Consider the following 22,250-nt stretch of genomic DNA (forward strand, 5'->3'; position numbering starts at 1 on the left):
ACTATCACGATCATTGATAGGGTGGCATTGCGCCATTTGATGATCGCAAGGAAGTTGCGTGCCGTATTCGTTCCACGTTGTTTATCGTCGTCGATTCACGCTTTGCCCGCTGCTGTCGGCCTTTGTGTTGAGCGTGTGTGCCTCCTCGCTTGAAGCGGCCGAACCTGTCACGCCGGGCCAGGAAGTATTGCGCCAGCAACAACAGCAACAGCGCGATTTGCAACAACTGCAACTGGAACAAAGAAAGCGGCAACTGGAGCGCGGCGCTTTCGGCCCCGCGTCGGTAACCCCAGCCATTCCCCAAACCATCACCCCCGATGAGCGTTGCTGGCCACTCAGCGGCACGCGCATCGGCGGCGTCACGCTTATCGACAGCGCCAAGCTCAACGCACGCATCAAACCGCTGTTGGCGCCCTGCATGGGCGTCGGCCAGATCAATCATCTGCTGGCGACCATCACTGCGATCTACGTCGAGAAGGGCTACATCGCCAGTCGCCCGTACCTGAGCAGCGCCCCGGCGGCAGGGCAGTCGCTGGATATCGTGGTCGACGAAGGCTACATCGAGTCGATCGAACTGGCTGATCAGAGCCTGCCGGTTTCGTTGGGCGGCGCCTTCCCGGGAATGCTCGGCGGACCGTTGAACCTGCGCGATCTGGAGCAGGGTCTGGATCAGTTGAACCGTTTGCGCTCAATCGATCTCACCGCCGACATCGCCCCCGGCACTCAGCCTGGCGCCTCGCGGATCATCTTGCGTTCACGCACCTCTGGGCAGTCGCGTTGGGCCTTGAATGCCGGGCTCGACAACCTCGGCAGCGCCAGCACCGGGCGTGATCGCGACAGCGTCAGCCTGAGCCTCGACAGCCCCTTGGAACTCAACGATCTGTTGAGCCTCAGCGCCAGCGACACGGTAAACCAGGGTGATCGCTACAGTCGCAACGCCAGCCTCTACTACGCGATCCCTTATGGTTACTGGACGTACAGCGTGTTCGCCAGCCATGCCGAATATCGTGCGCCGTTCAAATTGCCCATCGTGACCTTTCACAGCACCGGCATCACCGATCAGATCAGCCTGCGCGCCGACCGCGTGTTGTGGCGCGACCAGAGTCGTCAGCTCAGCGCCAACCTGCAACTGGCGCACAAGGACGTCGACAGCTATCTGGAAAACGTCCGGCTGGGCATTCAGAGCCCGACGCTGACTGTGGCCGAGGCCGGACTGAATCTGTTCTGGCTCGACCGCGCGGTGTGGAACCTCGATGTCAATTACGCCCAGGGTCTGCGCTGGTTCGGCGCCGATGACGACTCACAGCATCAGGTCAACAACCTGCCCAAGGCGCAGTTTCGCAAGTACCGCGCCGGCCTCAGCCAATGGCGCAACGGTCAGCTCGGCGCGCAAGCCTGGCAGTGGCAGAGCCAGCTCAACGTGCAGTACAGCCCCGATCCGCTGCCGGCCATCGAACAACTGCTCGGCACCGACGATTCGGCGGTGCGCGGTTATCGGGTCAGCAGCGCCTCCGGTGCCAGCGGTGCGATCTGGCGCAACACGTTGCGCCTGCCGCTGCGCAGCGAATGGCCGGTGCAGATTACCCCGCGTGTCGGCCTCGACCATGGCTGGATCAAGGCCGATCACGGCGCACAGGGCCAACGCCTCAGCGGCGCGAGTGTCGGGCTGAATCTGGGCTGGAAGAACCTGCAAGTGGACCTCGATTACCAGCGCGCCCTCAACATCCCGAACGGTTTGCAGCACGAGCCGCCCACCTGGCTGATGCGCGTGGGCGTGCAGATATGACCCTTGTTTAAACCAACAAGCAGTGAACAAACAGCCGTCGGATCTGAGCGCGACAGCCACGGCCAAGAAAAATCGCGTGACGTGATGCCGTCCTTCCATGGAGACGTTTTTATGCCAGCACCTACCTTTGCATTTCATCTTTCTCCTCGGGGCAAACTGCGCTGGGCGATTGCCAGCCTGTTCTTCGCCATCCACCTGCCAAGCGCATTGGCCGGCGGAGTCGTGGTCGCCCCGGGCCCCGGTGGCACCGCGCAATTACAAACCCAGGGCGGTGTGCCCATCGTCAACATCGTTGCGCCCAACGGCTCGGGTCTGTCGCACAACCAGTTCCTCGACTACAACGTCGATCGTCAGGGCCTGGTGCTCAACAACGCGTTGCAGGCCGGGCAATCACAACTCGCCGGGCAACTGGCGGCCAACCCGCAACTGCGAGGTCAAGCGGCAAGCGTGATCCTCAACGAAGTGATCAGCCGCAACCCCTCGGCCATCAACGGTGCGCAGGAAATCTTCGGTCGCGCTGCCGACTATGTGTTGGCCAACCCTAACGGCATCTCGGTGAATGGCGGCAGTTTCATCAACACGCCGAACGCTAATCTGGTGGTCGGTCGCCCGGAATTGAACGACGGCAAACTGCAGGCCTTGAGTACCCGTGACGTCAGTGGTCAGTTGCAGATTCAGAGCGGCGGCCTGCGTAACGGCGAGGGTTCGATCAACCTGATCGCGCCGCGTATCGACAGCCAGGGCGCGATCAATGCCCGCGATCAATTGAACCTCACGGTCGGGCGCAATCAGGTTGATTACGCCAGCGGCCAAGTGAAAACCGTAGACCCTGCTGGCAGCACTGGCGATCAACGCATTGATGCCAGCCTGTTTGGCGCGATGCAGGCTGGACGCATCAATATCGTCAGCACGGCCGAAGGTGCGGGTGTAAGGGTTGGTGCAGTACAAGTTGCGGGGCGCGACGGCGTGCAGATTCGTTCGGCCGGTGACCTCAGCGTCAGCGGCGAAGCTGTACCCAACAGCCTCGAAGTGACGCGTGCGGGCATCCGCAGCAGCGCTGGCGACGTGGGTTTGCACAGCGGCAAGGATCTGACCCTCGCCGCCACCGATGTCAGCGGCCGTGACGTTACGGTCGACGCCAAACGCAACCTGACCTTGACCACGGTCCAGAGCCGCAAGCTCCAGGAAAAGCGCGAGAACTGGAGCAATAGCACGATCGGCATCACCTGGGAAACCTACGACCGAACCCAAACTGACACTGATTCGCGTCAGCATGGCAGCCAGATCATCGCCAGCCGTGACGCCAAACTGTCGTCAGGCAAAGACACCGAATTGAAGGCCGCCAAGGTCGAGGCAGCGAACAATCTCAGCGTGCAAAGCGGCGGCGATCTGCGCCTGACCGCCGCCACCGAAAGCCACACCCAGACCGATCAAGGCAACCACCGCAAACACCTGTGGAAAGCCAATTGGAACACCAGCAGCGAAGAGCAGCGCAGCGTCACCACCCAGTTGAAGGCTGGCAACATCGCCTTGCAAACCGCTGCGCTGTTGCGTTCTGAAGGCGCCGAGCTGGATAGCTCGGGCGACCTGCAACTGGCTGGCAAGCAAGTGGAAATCGCCACTGCCACGCGCACCCATCGCAGCAGCGACAATAGTTACTCTGGTGATCTGGTCGGCGGTGGTTTCTTCGGCAAGACCGGCGACGCCGACAAGGGCCAGACCCAGCATCAGGGCAGCACAATCAACGCGGCCGGCAAACTGATCGTCAAGGCGGACGACGTACGCATCAGCGGCAGCCAGGTGCGTGGCGGCACCGACGCCAGTGTGATCAGTGACAAGGATTCGCTGGTCATCGACGGCGTACAGGACACCTCGCACAGCAACAACCACGACAAGGACAGCAAGTTCTTCGGCATCACCAAGGACGAGTCGCGCCAGAACGCCAAGGACAGCACCACGGTGCGCAGTGAACTGGTGTCCGACAGCAACCTCAAGCTCAAAAGCGCCAAGGACATCGAAGTGGCCGGTTCCACGGTCAAGGCTGACGGCGCGCTGACGGCCGATGCGGCGGGGGATGTGAACGTGCATTCGGCGCAGAACACCCACGACAGCACCCATAGCACGCAGACCCGCGGCTTCGACGCTTACGCGAAAGAGCAAACGCCAGAGCAATATCGCGCCGGGATTCATTACGAAGACAAGCAGCAAACGGTGACCCGTAATGACGTCACCCAGCAAGGCTCCAGCCTCAGCGGCGGCAGCGTGCAGGTGAAGGCCGGCGGCGATCTGACGATCAAGGGCGGCGAGGTCAAATCCACTGCCGGCGACACCAGCCTGAGCGGTAAAAACGTGTCGTTGCTGGCCGAGCAGGACAGCCACAAAACCTCCACCGACAAGAGCAGCACGGGTGGCGGCTTCTACTACACCGGCGGCCTCGACCGCGCCGGCAGTGGCGTCGATTTCGCCCACAGCACTTCGCAAGACACCACGAGCAAAACCACGGCGCAAACCAGCAGCGTGCACAGCAGTGGCCACCTGACGATCAATGCCGACAAGCTCGCCACCGAGGGCGCTCAAGTGAAGGCTGGCAGCGGCCTGAATGTCGCGGCCAACGAAATCGACAACCGCGCCGCCAGCAACACCGAAAGCAGCAGCCACAACGAGAGCAACTGGTCGGCGGATATCGGCGCCAACGTCGAATACAAAGACATCGCCCGGCCGATTGCCGGCGCCATCAAAGACGTGCTCGGCGGCAAGCTGCCGGACAAGGATGCATTGGCTAATGTCGGTCAGCCGAACGTCGGTATCGACGTCGCAGTCGGCCACGGCACTGCCAGCAAAACCGAGCAAACCAGTAGCGCGGTGGTCAGCCGTTTTGAGGGCGGTAATGTAGACGTCAACGTGGCTGGAACGCTGCACGATCAGGGCACCGAGTACAACGCCACTGCCGGCAAGGTGAACATTACGGCAGACAAACTGGTCGCCGATGCGGCAAGCGACACCCACAGCAGCACCGATAACGCCGTGGACGCCAAGGTCGACGTGCGCGTCTACACCAAAACCGGTGAAGACGTGAACGTTGCCGGCAGCGGCGCGGGTGGCAGCAGTGCGTCCAGCAAGGACAGCTCCACCGCCGTGGTCGGCGTTTATGCCGGCAACCAGGGCGTGAACATCAAGGTGGGCGGCGACGCGCAGTTCGAAGGCAGCCGTTTCGACGGTGGGCAGGGCGGCGTCAGCATCAAGACTGACGGCAACCTGGCGCTCAATCAGGCCAATGATCGCCAGAGCAGCGACACGTCCAGCCTGCGCGGCAACGCTTCGCTGACGGTCGGTACCTTGCCGGGCACCGATGGCACCAACGTCGATCTCGGCGCCGGGTTCCAACTCGATCACAGCGGCAAGCAAACCACTGACACTCAGGCCCACGTGGCGAGCATCAGTGGCAATGGCGTGCAACTGAGCAGCGGCGGTAATCAGATCCAGCAAGGCACGAAAATCGACAGCGCGGGCGCCATCGATTTGCATGCCGATGGCAAACTTGATCTGCAAGCCGCCAGCGACACCCACACCGCCACCGGCAGCAATCTGGGCGGTGGTTTGAAGGGCGGCGGCAGCAAAACCAGCAGCGAAAAGAGCCGTGATCAGGGCGGTAATCTGAGTGGCAACTTCAACATCGGTCGGGTCAACGAGAACTCGCAGACCCTGACCGGTGGTCAACTCAACAGCAAAACCTCGGTCGCACTGAGCGGTGATGCGGTGCATCTGCAAGGCACTCTAGTCAGCGCACCCAACGTCAGCATCGACGCGCAGAAGGGCGGTTATGTGCAGGAGTCGGCGCAGTCCACCGACAGCCGCAACAACTGGAACGTGGCCCTGAATGCCGGTGGCAACCTGAGCAACAAAACGCCGACATCAGCCGATGAAAAAGCCAGCAGCGATCACGGTTTTAATGCCGGGGCCAAGGTTGGCGTGGATTACCTGCAAGGCACCACGCAGCAGAACAGCCAGATCAAGGCTGACAGCGTGATGTTGAATAGCGCGGGTGATGCGCAACTGGCGGGCGCGCGGATTGAGGCGAAGAACGTCGGCGGTGAAGTCGCCGGTAATCTGAGTGTCGAAAGCCGTCAGGACTCGCAGACCCACGCCAAGGTCGACGTCGATCTGGGGCTGACAGCGAAGAAAAACCCACCCAGCGACAAGGAAAAACTTGCCGGCACCGACTACAAGCCAACGCTGAAAGCGCAGGGTGAATACGCGCACAAGGACAGCGTGAAGCAAGCTTCCGGCATCAGTGCTAGCCAAGGTGTGAATCTGACTGTTCGCGGCGCCACGCAACTCACTGGCGCGCGGATTTCGGCGAGTGAAGGCAAGGTTGATCTGGGGGGGGCGAAGGTCAGCAGCACCGACCTGAGCAACCTCGATTACGGCGTAAAAGCCGGGCTGGATCTGCCACAGAAAAAGGAAGAAAACGCAGCGAAGGTTTCCTTTGAGAACGGCAATCTGAAAGTCGGCCCGGTCACCCTGAGCGGTCATCTGGACGGCCAGCCGCTGCAGGCAGGGATCGACGAAAAAGGCTAATGACCCACCACCCCATGCAAGAGCGGGCTCGCTCCTGCATGGGGTCCTCGCCGGGCACCGCAATGGTGTCCAGTGAGCCCTTACACGCTGAGGATTTGCTGTTCCTTATGCGTGTTCGTTACCTGGCGCTCCAGCAACGCCTCGACAAACTGCTTGCCGAATTGTTCCAGATACTGCCGCTGCAATAGGCATTCATGCGGTGCCTCAACGTCGTGCTGGATCAACTCACCGCTGATGTACGGCGCCCACAAGGCTGGCTGTTGTTCGTTCTGACGCAGGATGTCGGTGGTGGCGCGGATGAACAGCAAATCACCGTTGAACACCTCGTACTGCGTACGTCCGAGCAACTCCAGCATCCACTTTGAATCGTCTACCAGACGGGTCAGGAACTCATCGCCGATGTGCCGGCTACCGAGCACTTCTTCCATCGCACTTTTCAGCCCCTTGAGCCCTGCACGGGGCGTGCCGACGATGGCGCGGGTCATGCGGCTGATGATCATCGCGTCGTCAAGTTTCAACGAAGCCGGGCCACCTTGTAGCGGGTAGCTGTCGAACATGCAAAGGAAGCTCACTTCACGCCCGCGCGCCTGCAGCATCGCGCCAATACGCAGCGCGAGGTTGCCACCTACCGACCAACCGGCCAGTTGATAAGGCCCCTCGGGATGCAGGTCGACGATGCGTTGAAGGTATTCCGCGGCCAGATCATCCAGTGATTCGATGACCCGCGTCGGATCGCGCAGGATCGGTGATTGCAACGCGTACAACGGCTGATTTTCCGGCAGAAACGGCAGCAGACCGGCATAGGGCCAGGCAATCCCTCCGCCCGGATGGATACAGAACAGCGGCGGCCGTGAGCCTTCGCTGCGCAGCGCTAGAACGGCGTCGAATGGATCGCTGTCACCGCTGTTGTTTTGCAGACGCTGGGCCAGTTGTCGCGGGGTGGGGGCTGCGAGGAAATCGGCGATGCCCAGAGCGACACCAAACCGCTCCTTGATCCGGCTGATCAGTTGCAGCCCTAGCAGCGAATGGCCGCCGAGGTCGAAGAAACTCTGGTTGGCGAACACTTCGTTGCAGTCCAGCGCTTCGGCGAACAGCTTGCACATCGCCGCTTCTTCTGGCGTCTGCGCAGGTGACAGTTCACAGGCGTCGTAGAGTACCGCCACGGGCAGACGATCCATCGCCAATTTACCGTTGGGCGTCAGCGGGAATTCGGCGACGCACATGATCACGCTCGGCACCATGTGCTGCGGCAGATGCCGGCCCAGTGCCTGTTTGAGCTGCTGACTGTCGAGACTGGAGTCCTTGCTGGCGACATAGCCGACAATGGCCGGGCCGTGGACAAGTTCACGCAACATCACCGCGGCGTCGTCGACTCCAGCGCAACCAAGCAGAACGTTTTTGATTTCGTCCAGTTCTATGCGCAAACCGCGCAGTTTGATCTGATTGTCCTGGCGGCCGAGGTAGTGAATGCGCCCGGCGTGATCGAAGAACACCCGGTCACCTGCACGGTACATCGTGCTCGCGCCGTCGAGCAGATCGGCAACAAAGCCTTTGGCGGTGAGGTCGGGACGGTTGCGATAACCGCGCGCAACGCCCGGGCCGCCGATGAACAGATCACCCCAGGCCCCGGGTGGCAGCAAGCGCTGCTGGCCGTCGAGCACATACAGGCGCGTGTTGGCAGTGGCCGGCCCGATCGACAGATCCCCCGTGCCATAGCAGGCGTTGATCGAGGTGGCGAACGAGGTTTCCGTCGGGCCATAGACGTTGAGCAGGCGGCAATGCGAGAAGCGCGCGAGCAACGCCGGTGTACACGACTCACCGCCGAGCATGAGCACGGTGTCCTGCGGAAAGTCTTCGGTCTGATGGCAGGCAAGCAGGCTCGGGGTCATCACCAAAAGGTTGATGCCTTCACGCTTGACCAGTGTGGCCAAAGCTCTTCCGGGGGTACTGCTGACTTTGTCGGTGATCACCAGTTCAGCGCCGGCGAGCAAGGTCATCATGATTTCCAGCACCGACATGTCGAAACCGGCAGCGATGAATTGCAAGACTCGCGCTTGCGGCTTTAATTGCGCTGCATTGATGGCGGTGCGGGCGATCGGCACCAGATTGCGCTGCGTGACTTCGACGCCTTTGGGCTTGCCGGTGGAACCTGAGGTGTAGATCAGATAGCCCGGCAGTCCTGCATCGAATGGCGACAAAGGCTCCGTAGCCGCCGGTAGTTGCGCGAGAGTTTCGGCAGTCAGCCATAGCAGTTTGTCGGCAGCGATCTCGACCTTGAGTTGACTGCCCGGTGCGACGATCACCACGGTCGGGCTGGCATCGCTGAAAATGTGTTCGATGCGCGCCTCGGGCAGATCCGGATCGACCGGTACATAGCAGGCGCCAAGTTTGAACAGGGCCACGGCGGCTACTGCCCATTCGAGGCTGCGCGAGAACATCACTACCACGCAGTCCCCGGCCTGCACACCACGCTCACGCAGATGTACCGCAAGGCGCGTGGCGTCATCGTCGAGGCGGGCATAGCTCAAGGTCCGTGCGCCTTGCGACAATGCCGGGTGCTCGGCGTAATCGCGCACAGCGTCGGCAAAGGCCTCGGCGAATAACGGGAGTTTTTCCTGATGTGCAGGCAGTGCGTAATGGCGATGCTGCTCGTGGGGCAGGAACAAGTCGTAGTCGGCCGCAAGGGTTTGGGGCGAATTGGCGAAGTGTTCGAACAGTGCCGTCAGGCGCTGATAGTGCAGTTCAAGAGCCTCGGCAGAATATAGATCGGCATTGGCGTTGAATCCGATCTCCAGCCGACCATCGTCGTGGCGGTCGAAAATATCGATGCCCAAATGATCCGCCGGGCCATTGGCCACGTTCTGGATGGTCGTGTCGCAACCGGCAAAACCCGGACCTTGATCGTACGCAACGATGTTCAGCAGCGTGTTGAACAGCGGCTTGTTACCACGCTCGGTGTGCAGGTCGCGGATCATGCTTTCGCTGCGATAGTTTTGGTGCAGAAGGTGATGGCGCAGTTGTCGTTGCACGTTCGCCGCCACCGTCAGCACAGTGCTTTGAGGCGTGAACGACAAGTGCAGCGGCAGGATGTTAGCGACCATCGACGGCACATTGCGCAATGCCTTGAGCTGACGCGCTGCCACCGGCATGCCCAGGGCCAGTTCGTTTTGCCCGGTCATGCGTTGCAGGTATGTCGCGCACAGCGCCAGCAGAATGCTCGACAGGCGTAGCTTATGTTCGCCCGCCGCCGCGCGCAGTTGTAACAGGGTTTCACCGCCGAACACCTTGCGCAGACGATTGAGTTTGATCAGCGGCGCATCGCCGGGCACCAGTTGTGTCGGCTCGGGCATCTTCAGGCAGTACTGGCGCCAATAGGTACGATCCTTGGTGTACATGTCGCTATGGCGATAGCCCTCCTGCGCATCAAACACGCTCGACAGCGGCGCCAGTTCGAGTTTTTCGACCGCCTCGCCACGACTGAGCGCGTTGTAATGGGCCGTGATGTTGCCGAACACAATGCCGTGGCTGAAACCGTCCACCACCAGGTGTGAAGCCAACTCGATCATGCGGTAGTGCTGTGGTGCGAGGCAGATCAGCACGTAACGGGTCAGCGGCCCGTGTTGCAAATCCATTTCCTGATGCAGCAGGTACTCGAGCAGATCTTTGTAGGCGTTCAAAGGATCGGCTTGATCACTGACGTCCAGGCTTTCGAACGCCTTGGCGGGAAGGGCATCGGTAGGCTGAATGTGTTGTGCGTAGGTGCCGGTAGCCGGGTCTATATCGAAGGTCGCGCGCAGGGTGTCGGTTTGCAGGAATTGCGTGCGGATGGCGGCTTCGAGCCACTCCAGATTCAGCTCGCCGCGCAATTCAATGACGTCGCACAAGTGGTAGTTAAGATTGCTGTGGCTCTGGCTGATCGCCAGGCAGACTTCCTGTTGCGCCGTGGAAAGCGGGCACGGGTGTACGTCACGCATAAGAGTCATCCTTTCTTCCGTTGCGTCGGATTTTTTGCAGGCAATAGCGTGCCCATTCCACTTGGCGCAAAAGCGACAGAGGCGGAATCGACGGCAAGCGCCGTTTCAGTTTTTTCAGGGGTGCGCCAGGTGAGTCAGGCGGGGCTGGAACCTTTGCTTGACGCCAATCCTTGGCGGTGTTTCTTGTTGTTGGCTTGACGCATTTGGTAACACGTCGGCACTTAACTTAGGTGCAGGAAATGCCGCTGTCAACTAACTGATTTGTGAGTTTTGACAGGGGGCAATTTTTGCAGGCGCTGACGGAGGCCGCCACTTTTTGACCTTTGCGTTAGAACAGCACAATCAAAAAGTCCTCCTGATCCGGCAGGTGCACTCGGTTCAGACCTTCAACACTTTGCCACCAATGGCCACGGCCACCAGCAACACCGCCATCAACCCGAACGCAAAACTCAAACTGCTGGCATGGGCAACAAAACCAATCACCGCCGGCCCGGCCAGAATTCCTGCATAGCCCAGTGTGGTGATCGCTGGCACGGCGATGCTTTCCGGCATCACGGTTTGTTTACCGACGGCGGTGTAGAGCACCGGCACGATGTTCGAGCAGCCGGCGCCGACCAGCGCATAACCGACCAGCGCGGCTTGCCAGCTCGGCGCGAAGGTCGCCAGAAACAGGCCCGCCGCCGCCAATAGACCGCCGAACAGGATAATGCGCGTGGCGCCGACAATGCGGACGATCCGGTCACCCATCAAGCGTCCTGCGGTCATGGTCAGGGCAAACGCGGCATAACCCAAACCGGCGTACGCGGTTTCGATCCCGCGTTCCTGCGTCAGGAACACCGCACTCCAGTCCAACGCCGCGCCTTCGGTGAGAAACACGATGAAGCACATCCCGCCAATAAACAGCACGATGCCGTGCGGTACGGCAAATGCCGGGCCGCAGCTTTCGCTACCGTAAGGCAGCATGTGGGGCACGCACTTGCACAACGCGGCAATCAGCACCGCCACCACCACCAGCATTGCCGCCAGCGGTGTCAGCCCAAGGCCGAGCAGGGCGCTGACGCCGGCCGCGCCTACAATCCCGCCGAGGCTGAACAAGCCGTGAAATCCCGACATCATGTTCTTGCCGCTGGCGCGTTCGACGATCACCGCTTGCAGGTTCACCGTCGAATCCACCGTGCCCAGCCCTGCGCCGAACATGAACAGCGTGGCGACCAATGCCGGTATCGATGACACCGTCGCCAGCAACGGCAACGCCGCGCAGATCAGCAGCGTGCCGCCGGTTGCCACGCGGCGACAGCCGAACCGCGCCGCGAGAATCCCCGCCAATGGCATCGCCAGAATCGAGCCGACGCCCAGACATAACAGCAACAGCCCCAGCATGCCCTCATCGAGCCCGGCCCGAGCCTTGGCGTACGGCACCAGCGGCGCCCACGCGGCGATGCCGAGCCCAGCGATGAAAAACGCGATGCGTGTGGAGATCTGTTGCAGGCGTCCGGGGACGAAGGTGTCTTGGGGGGTGAGGCTGGTCATATCGATCCTTGGTAAAAAACATCGCGTCCCCGAAGGACAGTGACTGGGCGTCGAGGTTCGATCGCGAGCCTTCGGGGACGTGCAGCCCACATCCTAACCTGCTCCCACATGGATCGTGCCAATCGGTAAAGTGGTGTGCTTTGCAAACGCGAATTCAGGAGCCAGTGATGACGCAGTTCTACGATGCTCGAGGCAACCTCTATGGGGTGATTTCGCCCCAAGCGCTGCGTGAGGCCGGTATTGAGTTACCCGCCAGCGCCGCCGACTGTGCGTCATCACGGCAGGCGTGGAGTCATCTGGCTGTAGCGCTTTGTTGCGACTGGCCCGAGGGGCAGGCACCTGAGGGCAGCAAATCCCACCGCAGCGACGGGTTGCTGGTTGGCCCGTTTCAGGCCTTGCCGCCGTTTGATGTATTGATCGTCAACACCGACGGCACGCTCGCCGAACGCAGCGGCAACGGCCTGACGATTTTCTCCCAAGCGCTGACCGAGCAAGGTGTGCTGCCGACACAAGGGGCACTGCTGCGCGTCCATCACGACAAGGGCCAACCGGTGGAAACCTCGGTGAAACCGGCCGAAGTCGAAGGCGTAAAAGGCTTCTGGCTTGACCTGGGCCAACCCGGATTCGGCCCATCGGCAGTCGGTGCGAAGAATGTCGAAAGTCGTGAGCTCAATGGGCGGGACGTGAGCCATGTTCCTGCCTTGGCGCAACTCGATCCCGCGTGGCGCCACAGCCAGTTCGTGCGTATTGGCAATCCGCATTGCGTGACGCTGGTCAACGATGCGGCCGCTTTGCCGAGCAACGATCAGATGCGCGTTTCACCGTTGACCGAAGGCCTGACCCGGATTGCCTACGCGATGCCGACCGGCGTTGGCCAACCGTGTCCGGCGGGTGTGAACCTGCAATGGGCCGCACGCGAATCAGCGCAGCGGATCATCGCGCGGGTATTCGAGCGAGGTGAGGGGCCGACCGCGTCGTCGGGCACCAGCGCCAGTGCGGTGGCTTGCGCGGCGTGGCGTGCAGGCTGGGTCACGGCCGCAGAAGTGTACGTGGAGATGCCTGGCGGCACTGCCCCCATTTTGCTGCAAGCACACAAGGGTGAACTGAACCGCGTGCGTTTGTTCGGAACGGCACGGTTAACTGATTAGCCGGTTACCCACATTTGTATGGCGGGTGATGCGGCTATTGCGAGCTTATGCTCTGCGTCAGTTTCAGAAACTTCGGGATGACGGCCTCGGGCGCAGGCGTCAGGTCCTTCAAACCGTCAGTGCCTTTTTGAAAGGTGAACATCTGCGCCGCAATCAACGGACTGACCAAACCGCCGACATGGGCTATGGCAAACCAGGCGCGATCCTGCTCGGCGGATTCCGGTCGAGGGTCCAAGCGCCAGCCTTCGAGGGTGGTCATGCGTTTGCCGATGTAGAACTTTTCCATGATCTTCGACTTTTTCCAGTTTTCCGCGTCGTAGCCGGGGCGGTAGTCGGTGTCGTAGGTGCCTTCGGTAGGTTTGGCCTGTTCCCCTTGCGAGGCATTGATCAGGCTCATGATTACGTTGGGCGTGCTGGTAAAGCGAAGGCTGTTCTTCACGTTGAAACCGGTGTTGCCGTTGTCATGAATGAAACCGTAGGGCATGCAAACGCCTGGACCTTCGGGCACTTGATAGAGGTCGCGGGCTTCGAAGCGGGTGGCAAGGTCTTTGATCCGCTGCGCCGTATTCTCGGCGGGTTTGTTCATATGGAAATAGAACACCCGGTTGTTGCGCCACAGCAGGAACTCGTAGGGCGTCTTTTCGCTGCCCAATACATGTGAATCAGGAATTCCCAAGTCATGCTCGTGTTTTTTTATTTTAGGTATTTGCTCTTCTAGATTTTTTATTATGGCTTCCTGTTTTTGGATGGTGTCGGGGAGGTAGTTCATTTCCTTGATCGATACCAAAAGATGCTTGTTGGTATCAAGTTTTTCCTTTAGCCGGTTTTTGTACATTTCGGTTTCGTGAACAATGGCATTGCGCTGCCTATCAAATTCTTCACGTGTTGTGATATCGCTGACTCTGACGGTAAGTTCATCATAGTCGTAACTGACGTAGTCACCCACAGCGTGAACATTTTTTGAAAAAACATGCCCGCCAGCGCCTTTTATATTGCTGCGCTCAATTGGGAACGTTGCCCATTCGAATGCTTCCGGTGACTGGAATTTGGTACGTCCCAGGCATTCTTGCAAGGTAGCGTCAGCAGATGCGGACTGTGCGGCCAGTAAAAGGCTGGCGAGTGTGATGATGACTCGTGTCATGAACTGTGCTCATTTCGAAGCGAGATTTCTGTTATTGCGAGCTGATGCTCTGCGTCAGTTTCAGAAACTTCGGGATGACGGCCTCGGGCGCAGGCGTCAGGTCCTTCAAACCGTCAGTGCCTTTTTGAAAGGTGAACATCTGCGCCGCAATTAACGGACTGACCAAACCGCCGACATGGGCTATGGCAAACCAGGCGCGATCCTGCTCGGCGGATTCCGGCCGAGGGTCCAAGCGCCAGCCTTCGAGGGTGGTCATGCGTTTGCCGATGTAGAACTTTTCCATGATCTTCGACTTTTTCCAGTTTTCCGCGTCATAGCCGGGGCGGTAGTCGGTGTCGTAGGTGCCGGTAGTGGGTTTTGTAGGGTCGCCTTGCGAGGCGTTGATCAGGCTCAAAATCACATTGGGCGTGCTGGTGAAACGCAGGCTGTTCTTCACGCTGAAACCGGTGTTGCCGTCGTCGTGAATGAAACCGTATGGCATGCATACGCCCGGGCCAGTAGGCACTTGGTAGAGGTTGCGAGGTTCGAAACTCGCGATCAGATCCTTGATGGCGTTCTTCCGTTCTTGATCCAGTGTTTTGAAATTGAAGTAATAGATTCGGTTGTTGCGCCAAAGAAGAACCTCGGTTGGCGTTGTCTGACTGCCGAGGACATGCGAGTTGTTAATGCCTAGGTCATGTTCTTCGATGGCAGTTTGGGCAACGGATTTTTCCAGATCAGCGATTATTTTTTTCTGTCGATCTAAGACTTCTTGGCTATATCCCATCGTGCTGATGCTCTGCAGCAGCTTCTTGTTCGTTTCGATTTCCTCCATTACCTCACTTTTAGCCATCTCACCCTTATGAACAATGGCATTACGTTGTGTCTGGAAATCTTCAATGGTTGTGATGCCACTCACTCTGACCGTAATTTGGTCATTGTTGTAGCTAAGGTACTCATGCTCGGCACTTATGTTGTTGCTGAACGTATGCCCGCCACCCTCGCTGATCAGATGCTTAGCGGTGGGGTAGGTGGCCCACTCCATGCTTTCGAGCGCATTAAATGTAGTCCGCCCGATGCATTCTTTTTTCGGCTCTTCAGCGCTGCTTATTTCACACGAGCCAACCAAACTGACAATCAAGAGACAGGTATACGATTTCATGAGTGTTTGATTTCCTCTTGCGTTGGCGCGTCCACACAGGCCAGTGCGCGATCATCATTTTTTACGGAACATTGGCGATGACGGTGATATTCAAGCCCGAATTGTTATTTTCATGAAGCGTTCAGCTATTGCGAGCTGATGCTCTGCGTCAGTTTCAGAAACTTCGGGATGACGGCCTCGGGCGCAGGCGTCAGGTCCTTCAAACCGTCAGTGCCTTTTTGAAAGGTGAACATCTGCGCCGCAATCAACGGACTGACCAAACCGCCGACATGGGCTATGGCAAACCAGGCGCGATCCTGCTCGGCGGATTCCGGCAGAGGGTCCAAGCGCCAGCCTTCGAGGGTGGTCATGCGTTTGCCGATGTAGAACTTTTCCATGATCTTCGACTTTTTCCAGTTCTCCGCGTCGTAGCCGGGGCGGTAGTCGGTGTCGTAGGTGCCTCGGGTAGCTTTGGTCGGGTCGCTTTGCGAGGCATTGATCAGGCTCATGATCACGTTGGGCGTGCTGGTGAAACGCAGGCTGTTCTTCACGCTGAAACCGGTGTTGCCGTCGTCGTGAATGAAACCGTATGGCATGCATACGCCCGGGCCGTTGGGTACTTGGTAGAGGTCGCGGGCTTCAAATCGGGCGACGAGATCTTTGATCCTTTGCGCGGCATTCTCGGTCGGTTTGTTCATATGGAAGTAAAACACCCGGTTGTTGCGCCAGAGGAGAAACTCGTAGGGAGTTTCTTTTGTGCCCAAGACATGGGCGTCCGGAATGCCCATGTCATGTTCGTATTTTTTGGTTTGTTGTATCTGCTCTTCGAGTTTCGTGATTTCTTTTTCTTGGTTTTTGACGATGTCGGCGGAGTAATTCATTCGCTTGATCGATGCGAGCAGGCGCTCGTTTGTTTTCAGATCGGCCTGCAATATTTTCTTGAAACTTTCGGTTTCATGAACAATGGCATTGCGTTGCCTATCAAATTTTTCATGTGTTGTGACATCGCTGACTCTGATGGTCAGTTCGTCATAGTCGTAACTGACATAGTCACCCACGGCGTGAACGTTTTTTGAAAAGACATGCCCCCCAGCGCTTTTTATTTTGCTGCGCTCAATCGGGAACGTTGCCCATTCGAATGCTTCCGGTGATTGAAATCGGGTTCGTCCGAGGCACTCTTGCAAGGCCGTCTCCGCAAAAACTGGGAAAGTCACAAGCTGCGACAAGCTAGCGGAAATAATGATGACTCGTATCATGAATTGTGCTCAGTTTGATCAGGCGCCTTGCTTGCGCTTGCGATGTGAACGTCGTGTTTTGTGTCGGTGTGAGCAATGATTGTCAAGTTTAATCCCGAGTCATTGTTCTCGCCTTTAGTCCAAAAAATGGGTAATGCAGTGATGAATCCTTCAACACCAGCGGGAGCGGGATAAGTCTTTACGCCTGCTAAGGTTTTGCTCTCCCAAAAGCTTTGCTCATGTGGCAACGGTTCAGATACTTGGCCTCCAAGATCAAAATGCAGAGTTGAGCGATAATTCCAAGTTGGCCAAATAGGAGCCGGAAAGCCTTCCTGATAAATTTGTGCAGTTGACAGTTCGATCACTTGTGAACGATTGAAATTTTGCGGGATGAAACTGAAAGATAATTCATAAGCTTTAGAGTTACTGCTGGCTTGGTTTTGAATGGTTTTCCAAGTTTTCTCTGCTGCAGGTTGATTGAGAAAGTCTTCTGTGACGTTAAAGGGCCCCACAGGCCCATTCTTTATAGCCTGACTCATCCCAAAATGCTTCTTCCACAAATCCTTGCGCAACTTATTGATAGTTTTCCCTACCTTTTGATTATGCGTGCCGTCGAGCTTGGCATCAGTCGATTCACTATCCCTTACAATCACCGCCAATTCCGAGTCACGTGTACCACACAGGCTGCGGTCATTGATGTTGGCGCTGCCCAGAATGGCGACGCGATCGTCTGCAATCAACAACTTGCTATGTATGTAAATCTGTTCGGTGACAACTCTATCACCGAGGGTATCCCACGTTCGAAGGTTCAATAGGGTCAAGTATTTCGTCCAGTCTTGCTGTGCGTAGACGGGGTTTTCGTTGATGTCCAAACGCTCAATGATTTTCGCGGCTTCCTCCCGGGTCGCGCCACGATCCATCATTGCTTTCATCGCCATATGTCGCTGAACACGCTTGACCAGACTCTGCTCACCAAATACCAGACTTTGCATGGTCAGGTGAATCTGATGCATGAGGTTCAGCACATTCAATGCGCCCTCCGGGTGTACCGGCAAAATCAGGTACACGTGAAATGGGCGGTTTTCTGTAATCGCTCGCCCAATCCGGTCGGCGAGTGCTTTGCCGATGCTGTTGGTGAGCTTTTGTTCTTTCCCCAACTTTTGGGTCAGCCAGCCCTGCGCATTGGTTTGCCAGATGGAAAGGAAACTGTTGAGAAACTTGTGTGCTTCTTCCCCTGGTTCCTTCCCGATGGCATTGACTTCCTTCCAGTCGATTTTGGTGAAGTCCTGATCTTCGAGAGCTTCGCGCAACTTAACCCGGGCGACGTAGCCCTGGTGCAGGGTGGCCGGGTCGCGCAGGCTGGCCATCGGCCCCGAAAGTTGGCCGTCTTCGGACAACTCTGCCTCATCCCCAAAATCAGTCTGAAAAAACTGGTTCTCGATGTAAATGAAGTGTTGGGCACTGGAAATGGTCTGCAGCATGGCGCGCAGGCAGTTGTCCTGAACGCCGCCAGTGTTGAATCCGGCGGGCAGCGGCAAATTCACTTTGGCTTTGCCTCTGCCCTTGGCTTCCTGGCTGCTCATGGTGGCCGAAGCACTACGCAATACCTGTACGCTGACTTTGCCCGTCAGGAGGGCTGGCGGTGTCGGTAATGTCGCAGCCTGGTCGATCCATACTGGCTTGGGCATCGGCAACTTCAGGTTGATCTGGTTGCTGGCGTCCAGGTGGTGGGGCAGGCCGGCGCTTCGGGCGAGGGTATTGACCCATTCCATCAGGGCAACGATCACGTTGGTTTTTTCCAGGCTCTTTATTTCGGCAATGTAGGCCTGCTGACCGTTCCAGCGGTCGATGAAGTTGCGCGACAGGTCATAGACAGACGGACCTTCGATGCGGCTGTGAACATCCTGCCAAGGCATTCGCGGCTGGTCGTCGGCCAATCGGCTGTAGTCCGACGAGGCCAGTGGCTGTGGTGTGTGTTTGAGATAGGCGAACGGCTCCTGATGATTTTCCAGACGGTTTTGCAGCAGCGCGTAGAAGTGCCCGAGCAACGAGGTGGCGATCTGGCCGATGTCGCTCAGCCAGCCCATTTTTTCCGCCGGCATGGCATCGTAGCCTTTGTCGCAGAACATGGCGATCATGCGTCCCAGGTCGGTCGTGCTCATCCATTTGTTGATCAGTTCGTAGCTCTTCAGGCGCAGCCCCGCCTGCAACTCTTCTGCACTGGCCTCCACCTCCCGTATCCAGACCTGTGCCTGGCTTCTGAGCGGTTCGGCAATGGGCAGGCGCGTCCAGTTGTGTTTGATCAGTGCGGTGATCTGGCGGATGGCGGTGTCGATCAGATACTGCCGGGGGGAGGCCAAAGGGTCGATGGCCCCCACGTACTCCTTCAGGCTATTGCCACCCTTGGCCATCCAGTCGAATACCGGCAAGGGCGGGCTGGCAAAGAAGTTCTGTACGGTCGCGCCGATATTGATCAGGGTGTCGCGCCGTGGCAGTTCGAGCTTGATGTTGACGCTGTCAGTGCCCAGGGTTGCGGCGGCGATGGGTTTGGATAGATCGAACAAGCTGCCAAGGAGCAGGCCTGTACGACTGACATGTTTGTGCATGTCCATCCAGCCCAGATGCGGAATTCCCGGGTTGTACGCGTCGTTGCCCTTGCGATCGCGGGCATCAAGGCTGAAGTTGTTGTCATCACGACGCCCGTAAGCCAGATCAATGCCGCCGACGTAGCCGATCTTGTTGTCGATCACCACGCATTTCTGGTGGTGAGAAAATGTTGAACCCAGGCCTTTCATGTCGCTTTGCTGGATGGCCGGTGTACAAAATGCGCGTGCGCCGCCGAGCCCTGCGTTGAGCTGGAATACCGCGAGCATGGTTTCGAAGTCGTGGGTGCCGACGCTAGCTGCGGGACTCAGCCACGGCATGACGAAGACTTTGAGGGTCGGCGTTTTCACCAGTGCGGCGTGCAGGCATTCCCAAAGGCTTTGTTTGCCGTCCAGCGTGACGTCGTAGTTGATTTGCCAGCCCGTGATGAAAATCGAGGTTTGGGCATTGCCGATTTCAGTGGCCAGATCCTTGTAGTAGTCCTCGCCGGTGGTGAAGAAACGCACGTCATTGCCGCTGCGCTTGGGTGCGAAGGCCGACTCGTCCTGGATGAAGAAGTCCGGCGCGTTCACCGCTGGCAGGGCCTTGCCCTGAGCTGTATTGATCTGGCTGATTTCTTTGTGGCGAATGCCGTTGTAAGGCGTTGCTGAGTCCGTCATGGTCATTCGTCCCTGGTTTGCAACTGGTTGTACGGATTGCCGCCGGCGAGCAGATCCTGTTTGCTGCGTTCACTGTTCGCCGTACTGATCCGGCCATGTTTGGCGCTGTCGTGAAAGTCGAGGGCGGCGAGGGCGAAGCGCTCCTTGTCGGCTTCCGAGGGTTCGTCATGCAGCGCCACTGGCACGCGTTGCCCCGGATAGCAGAGCCACAGAGGGCCCTTGGTCGCATAGGCTTGGGACAACTTAAAACGCTGGGTTTCATCGATGTTGACCCGTCCGTCGTCGTCGGTTTGACCTTCTAGCAAGGGGGCCTGCTCGCCGTCCTGAACAATCGACCAAGCGGTGTGTGCCAACGGGAAACCTTCGTCCCCCGGGACGTCAGTCAACTTGATATCGAAGAAATACTCCCTTGGCTTGGCCGGTGGTGCGATGACGCCGGGTTGGGCGGTGTCGAGCAAATTACCGGGTTTGGCTGAAGGCGGTGGTATCGGCAGTTTCGGCAGCAAAATCGCAATCCCTGACCCGGTTCCCGCAGCCCCCCCGGCATTGATTTTCACCACCGGCCCAACCACCGTCACGCCGCCAGCATCAAGCTTGATAAAGCTCCCGCCACCCAACACGGTCAGTTCCGTTCCCGCCTCGATCACCATTTTGTCGCCAGACTTCAGGTGGATTTCTTTCCCGGCATGGGTCAATTGAGCGGTGCCGAGTTTGATGTGCTGGTTTTGGGTCACGGACAGGTGATCGTCGGCCTTCACTTCAATTTTTCGGTCGGCAATCGTGGTGCGGTGTTCTTCAGCCTTCAACTCGGTGTAAGTGTTCTTCTCGACAGTGTCGTGGCGTTCATTACCGACCCGAATCTTCTGATCGTGCTCAACGTTTTCATCCCAATCACGCTGGGCATGAATGTAGATCTGCTCCGCACCTTTTTTGTCTTCAATGCGCAGTTCGTTGTACCCACCACCACCCGGCGAGCTAAGCGTTTTGAACACGCTGCGCGTCTTGTTCGCCGGCAGTGCGTACGGCACCGGGTTTTCCTTGTGGTACAGGCAGCCGGTGACGAGGGGTTGGTCGGGGTCGCCTTCGAGGAAGGTGACGAGGACTTCCATGCCGATGCGCGGGATGCTGATGGCGCCGTAGCGGTCGCCCGCCCAAGAGCTGGAGACGCGCAGCCAGCAGCTGGTTTTGTCGTCGGCCTGGCCTTCGCGGTCCCAGTGGAATTGCACCTTGATGCGGCCGTATTGGTCGCAGTGGATTTCTTCGCCTTTGGGGCCGGTGACGTGGGCGGTCTGGCTGCCGAGGACGCGGGGTTTCGGGTGTTCGAGGGCCGGGCGGTAGAACACGTCCCACGGGGTGGCGAGGAAGGTGTTGCGGTAGCCCTGATGGAAGTCGTCCTTGTTGTCGGTGGTGTCGCTGGTCACGCCTTCTTCGAGGACTTGCGGCTGTTTGCCTTCGTGGACGATTTCGGTGAGCAGCCACAGGTCGTTCCACTCGGTGCGCGGGTGATCAGACATTTCCATGAAGTGGCCGCTGACCAGTGTGGTCTGGTCGCCGCGACCTTCGGCCTGGCGGTAGTCGGCGCGGTGGCGTTCGAGGGCGCGTTGGCTGAGGAATTTACCGCGCGCGCGGTCGATGAAGCGGCCGGGGTAGTCGTAGTCTTCGAGATCCGGCTCAGTGCTCTCGCCTTCAGGCTTATAAGCAGCTTCCATTTGCAGGCGCGGTTTTTCGAAGTCGTAATCGCGGCGGGTGACGCGGCGGGTGCGGGTTTCCAGACGCAGCTTGAAGCCTTTGATCACCGGTTCGTCGGCGACCATGCCGCTGCCTTGCACGTAGGCGGTCGGCTGCCCGAGTTTCGGGAACACGGTCTGGTCGTCGCCGAACACCAGCAGGTGGGCTTTTTCGCTGTGCTGGAAGTGGTAGTGAATGCCTTCCTCTTCGCACAGACGCTGGACGAAGTGCAGGTCGGTTTCGTCGTATTGCACGCAATAGTCGCGATCCGGGCACGGCTGGCTCAGCTGGAAGCTGTAGGCGTTGCCCTTGATGCCGTGTTCTTCAAGGATCAGCGCGATGATTTTCGGCGCCGACATTTGCTGGTAGATGCGCTGGTTGGTGCGGTGATGCAGGTATTGCAGTTGCGGCACCATCGACACTTTGTAGCGGGTCAGGCGCTTGCCGGCATCGCCCTGGGCGACGCGGTAGATTTGGCCGTGGATGCCTGAGCCCTGCGGATCGAACGCCAGAAACGCCTGCTTGTGCAGAAGTTTTTCCAGGTCCAGATCGGGGTTTTCGCTGACCAGTTCGAGGTCGAAACGATACGGCTGGCTGATGCCTTCGGTGCCGACAAACGACAGCACTTGCAGGTCGCCCACGTAGTCTTCGACCTTGAGGCTGAAGTGGGTTTCGTTGGCCAGGTTGAACATCTCAGACTCCTTGAGACAGCGCCGGTAATCCATGGGCGTAGTGCATCTGTGTAGG

General features: G+C 58.5%; 10 protein-coding genes. 3 read left to right on the plus strand and 7 right to left on the minus strand.

Features of this window, described 5'->3' with window-relative positions; all coding sequences use genetic code 11:
- Window positions 1-58: 58 nt before the first annotated feature.
- Together ACIOU6_RS11025 and ACIOU6_RS11030 are read left to right on the plus strand one after the other, a co-directional pair.
- The gene (locus ACIOU6_RS11025; protein ID WP_401136099.1) at window positions 59-1,786 is read left to right on the plus strand and encodes a ShlB/FhaC/HecB family hemolysin secretion/activation protein; all 1,728 of its coding nucleotides are present in this window, start codon (window positions 59-61) and stop codon (window positions 1,784-1,786) included.
- Between the two features lie 111 nt (window positions 1,787-1,897).
- A complete protein-coding gene (locus ACIOU6_RS11030; RefSeq protein ID WP_401136102.1) occupies window positions 1,898-6,364 on the plus strand; it encodes a hemagglutinin repeat-containing protein in 4,467 nt (1,488 codons plus the stop codon).
- Between the two features lie 80 nt (window positions 6,365-6,444).
- Here ACIOU6_RS11030 and ACIOU6_RS11035 read toward each other — a convergent pair whose 3' ends face one another.
- Both ACIOU6_RS11035 and ACIOU6_RS11040 read right to left on the minus strand, forming a co-directional pair.
- A complete protein-coding gene (locus ACIOU6_RS11035) occupies window positions 6,445-10,338 on the minus strand; it encodes an amino acid adenylation domain-containing protein (protein WP_401136105.1) in 3,894 nt (1,297 codons plus the stop codon).
- A 378-nt stretch (window positions 10,339-10,716) separates the two neighbouring features.
- Window positions 10,717-11,868 (minus strand): MFS transporter, encoded by a 1,152-nt coding sequence (locus tag ACIOU6_RS11040; protein ID WP_401136108.1) that lies wholly within the window; start codon window positions 11,866-11,868, stop codon window positions 10,717-10,719.
- A gap of 167 nt (window positions 11,869-12,035) precedes the next feature.
- Here ACIOU6_RS11040 and ACIOU6_RS11045 point away from each other — a divergent pair, with 167 nt between their 5' ends.
- Complete coding sequence (locus ACIOU6_RS11045; RefSeq protein WP_401136111.1) at window positions 12,036-13,016, plus strand: diaminopimelate epimerase; 981 nt, start codon at window positions 12,036-12,038, stop codon at window positions 13,014-13,016.
- A gap of 34 nt (window positions 13,017-13,050) precedes the next feature.
- On the opposite strand, the gene ACIOU6_RS11050 is transcribed toward ACIOU6_RS11045, so the two are convergent.
- The 5 genes from ACIOU6_RS11050 to ACIOU6_RS11070 all read right to left on the minus strand — a co-directional run bounded on the left by ACIOU6_RS11050 (window position 13,051) and on the right by ACIOU6_RS11070 (window position 22,195).
- Window positions 13,051-14,157: a hypothetical protein gene (locus tag ACIOU6_RS11050; RefSeq protein ID WP_401136114.1), complete on the minus strand. Its 1,107-nt coding sequence runs from the start codon at window positions 14,155-14,157 to the stop codon at window positions 13,051-13,053.
- A 31-nt stretch (window positions 14,158-14,188) separates the two neighbouring features.
- Window positions 14,189-15,298, minus strand: coding sequence for a hypothetical protein (locus ACIOU6_RS11055; RefSeq protein ID WP_401136116.1), 1,110 nt, complete (start codon window positions 15,296-15,298; stop codon window positions 14,189-14,191).
- Window positions 15,299-15,423: 125 nt separating this feature from the next.
- Window positions 15,424-16,533: a hypothetical protein gene (locus tag ACIOU6_RS11060; protein WP_401136118.1), complete on the minus strand. Its 1,110-nt coding sequence runs from the start codon at window positions 16,531-16,533 to the stop codon at window positions 15,424-15,426.
- Window positions 16,530-19,775: a phospholipase D-like domain-containing protein gene (locus tag ACIOU6_RS11065; protein WP_401136121.1), complete on the minus strand. Its 3,246-nt coding sequence runs from the start codon at window positions 19,773-19,775 to the stop codon at window positions 16,530-16,532. The genes ACIOU6_RS11060 and ACIOU6_RS11065 overlap by 4 nt, the downstream gene beginning before the upstream one ends.
- Before the next feature lie 2 nt (window positions 19,776-19,777).
- The gene (locus ACIOU6_RS11070) at window positions 19,778-22,195 is read right to left on the minus strand and encodes a type VI secretion system tip protein VgrG (protein ID WP_401136124.1); all 2,418 of its coding nucleotides are present in this window, start codon (window positions 22,193-22,195) and stop codon (window positions 19,778-19,780) included.
- Between the last annotated feature and the right edge of the window lie 55 nt (window positions 22,196-22,250).

This window comes from Pseudomonas sp. NPDC087615 (assembly GCF_044743445.1).
Taxonomy (GTDB): domain Bacteria; phylum Pseudomonadota; class Gammaproteobacteria; order Pseudomonadales; family Pseudomonadaceae; genus Aquipseudomonas; species Aquipseudomonas baetica_A.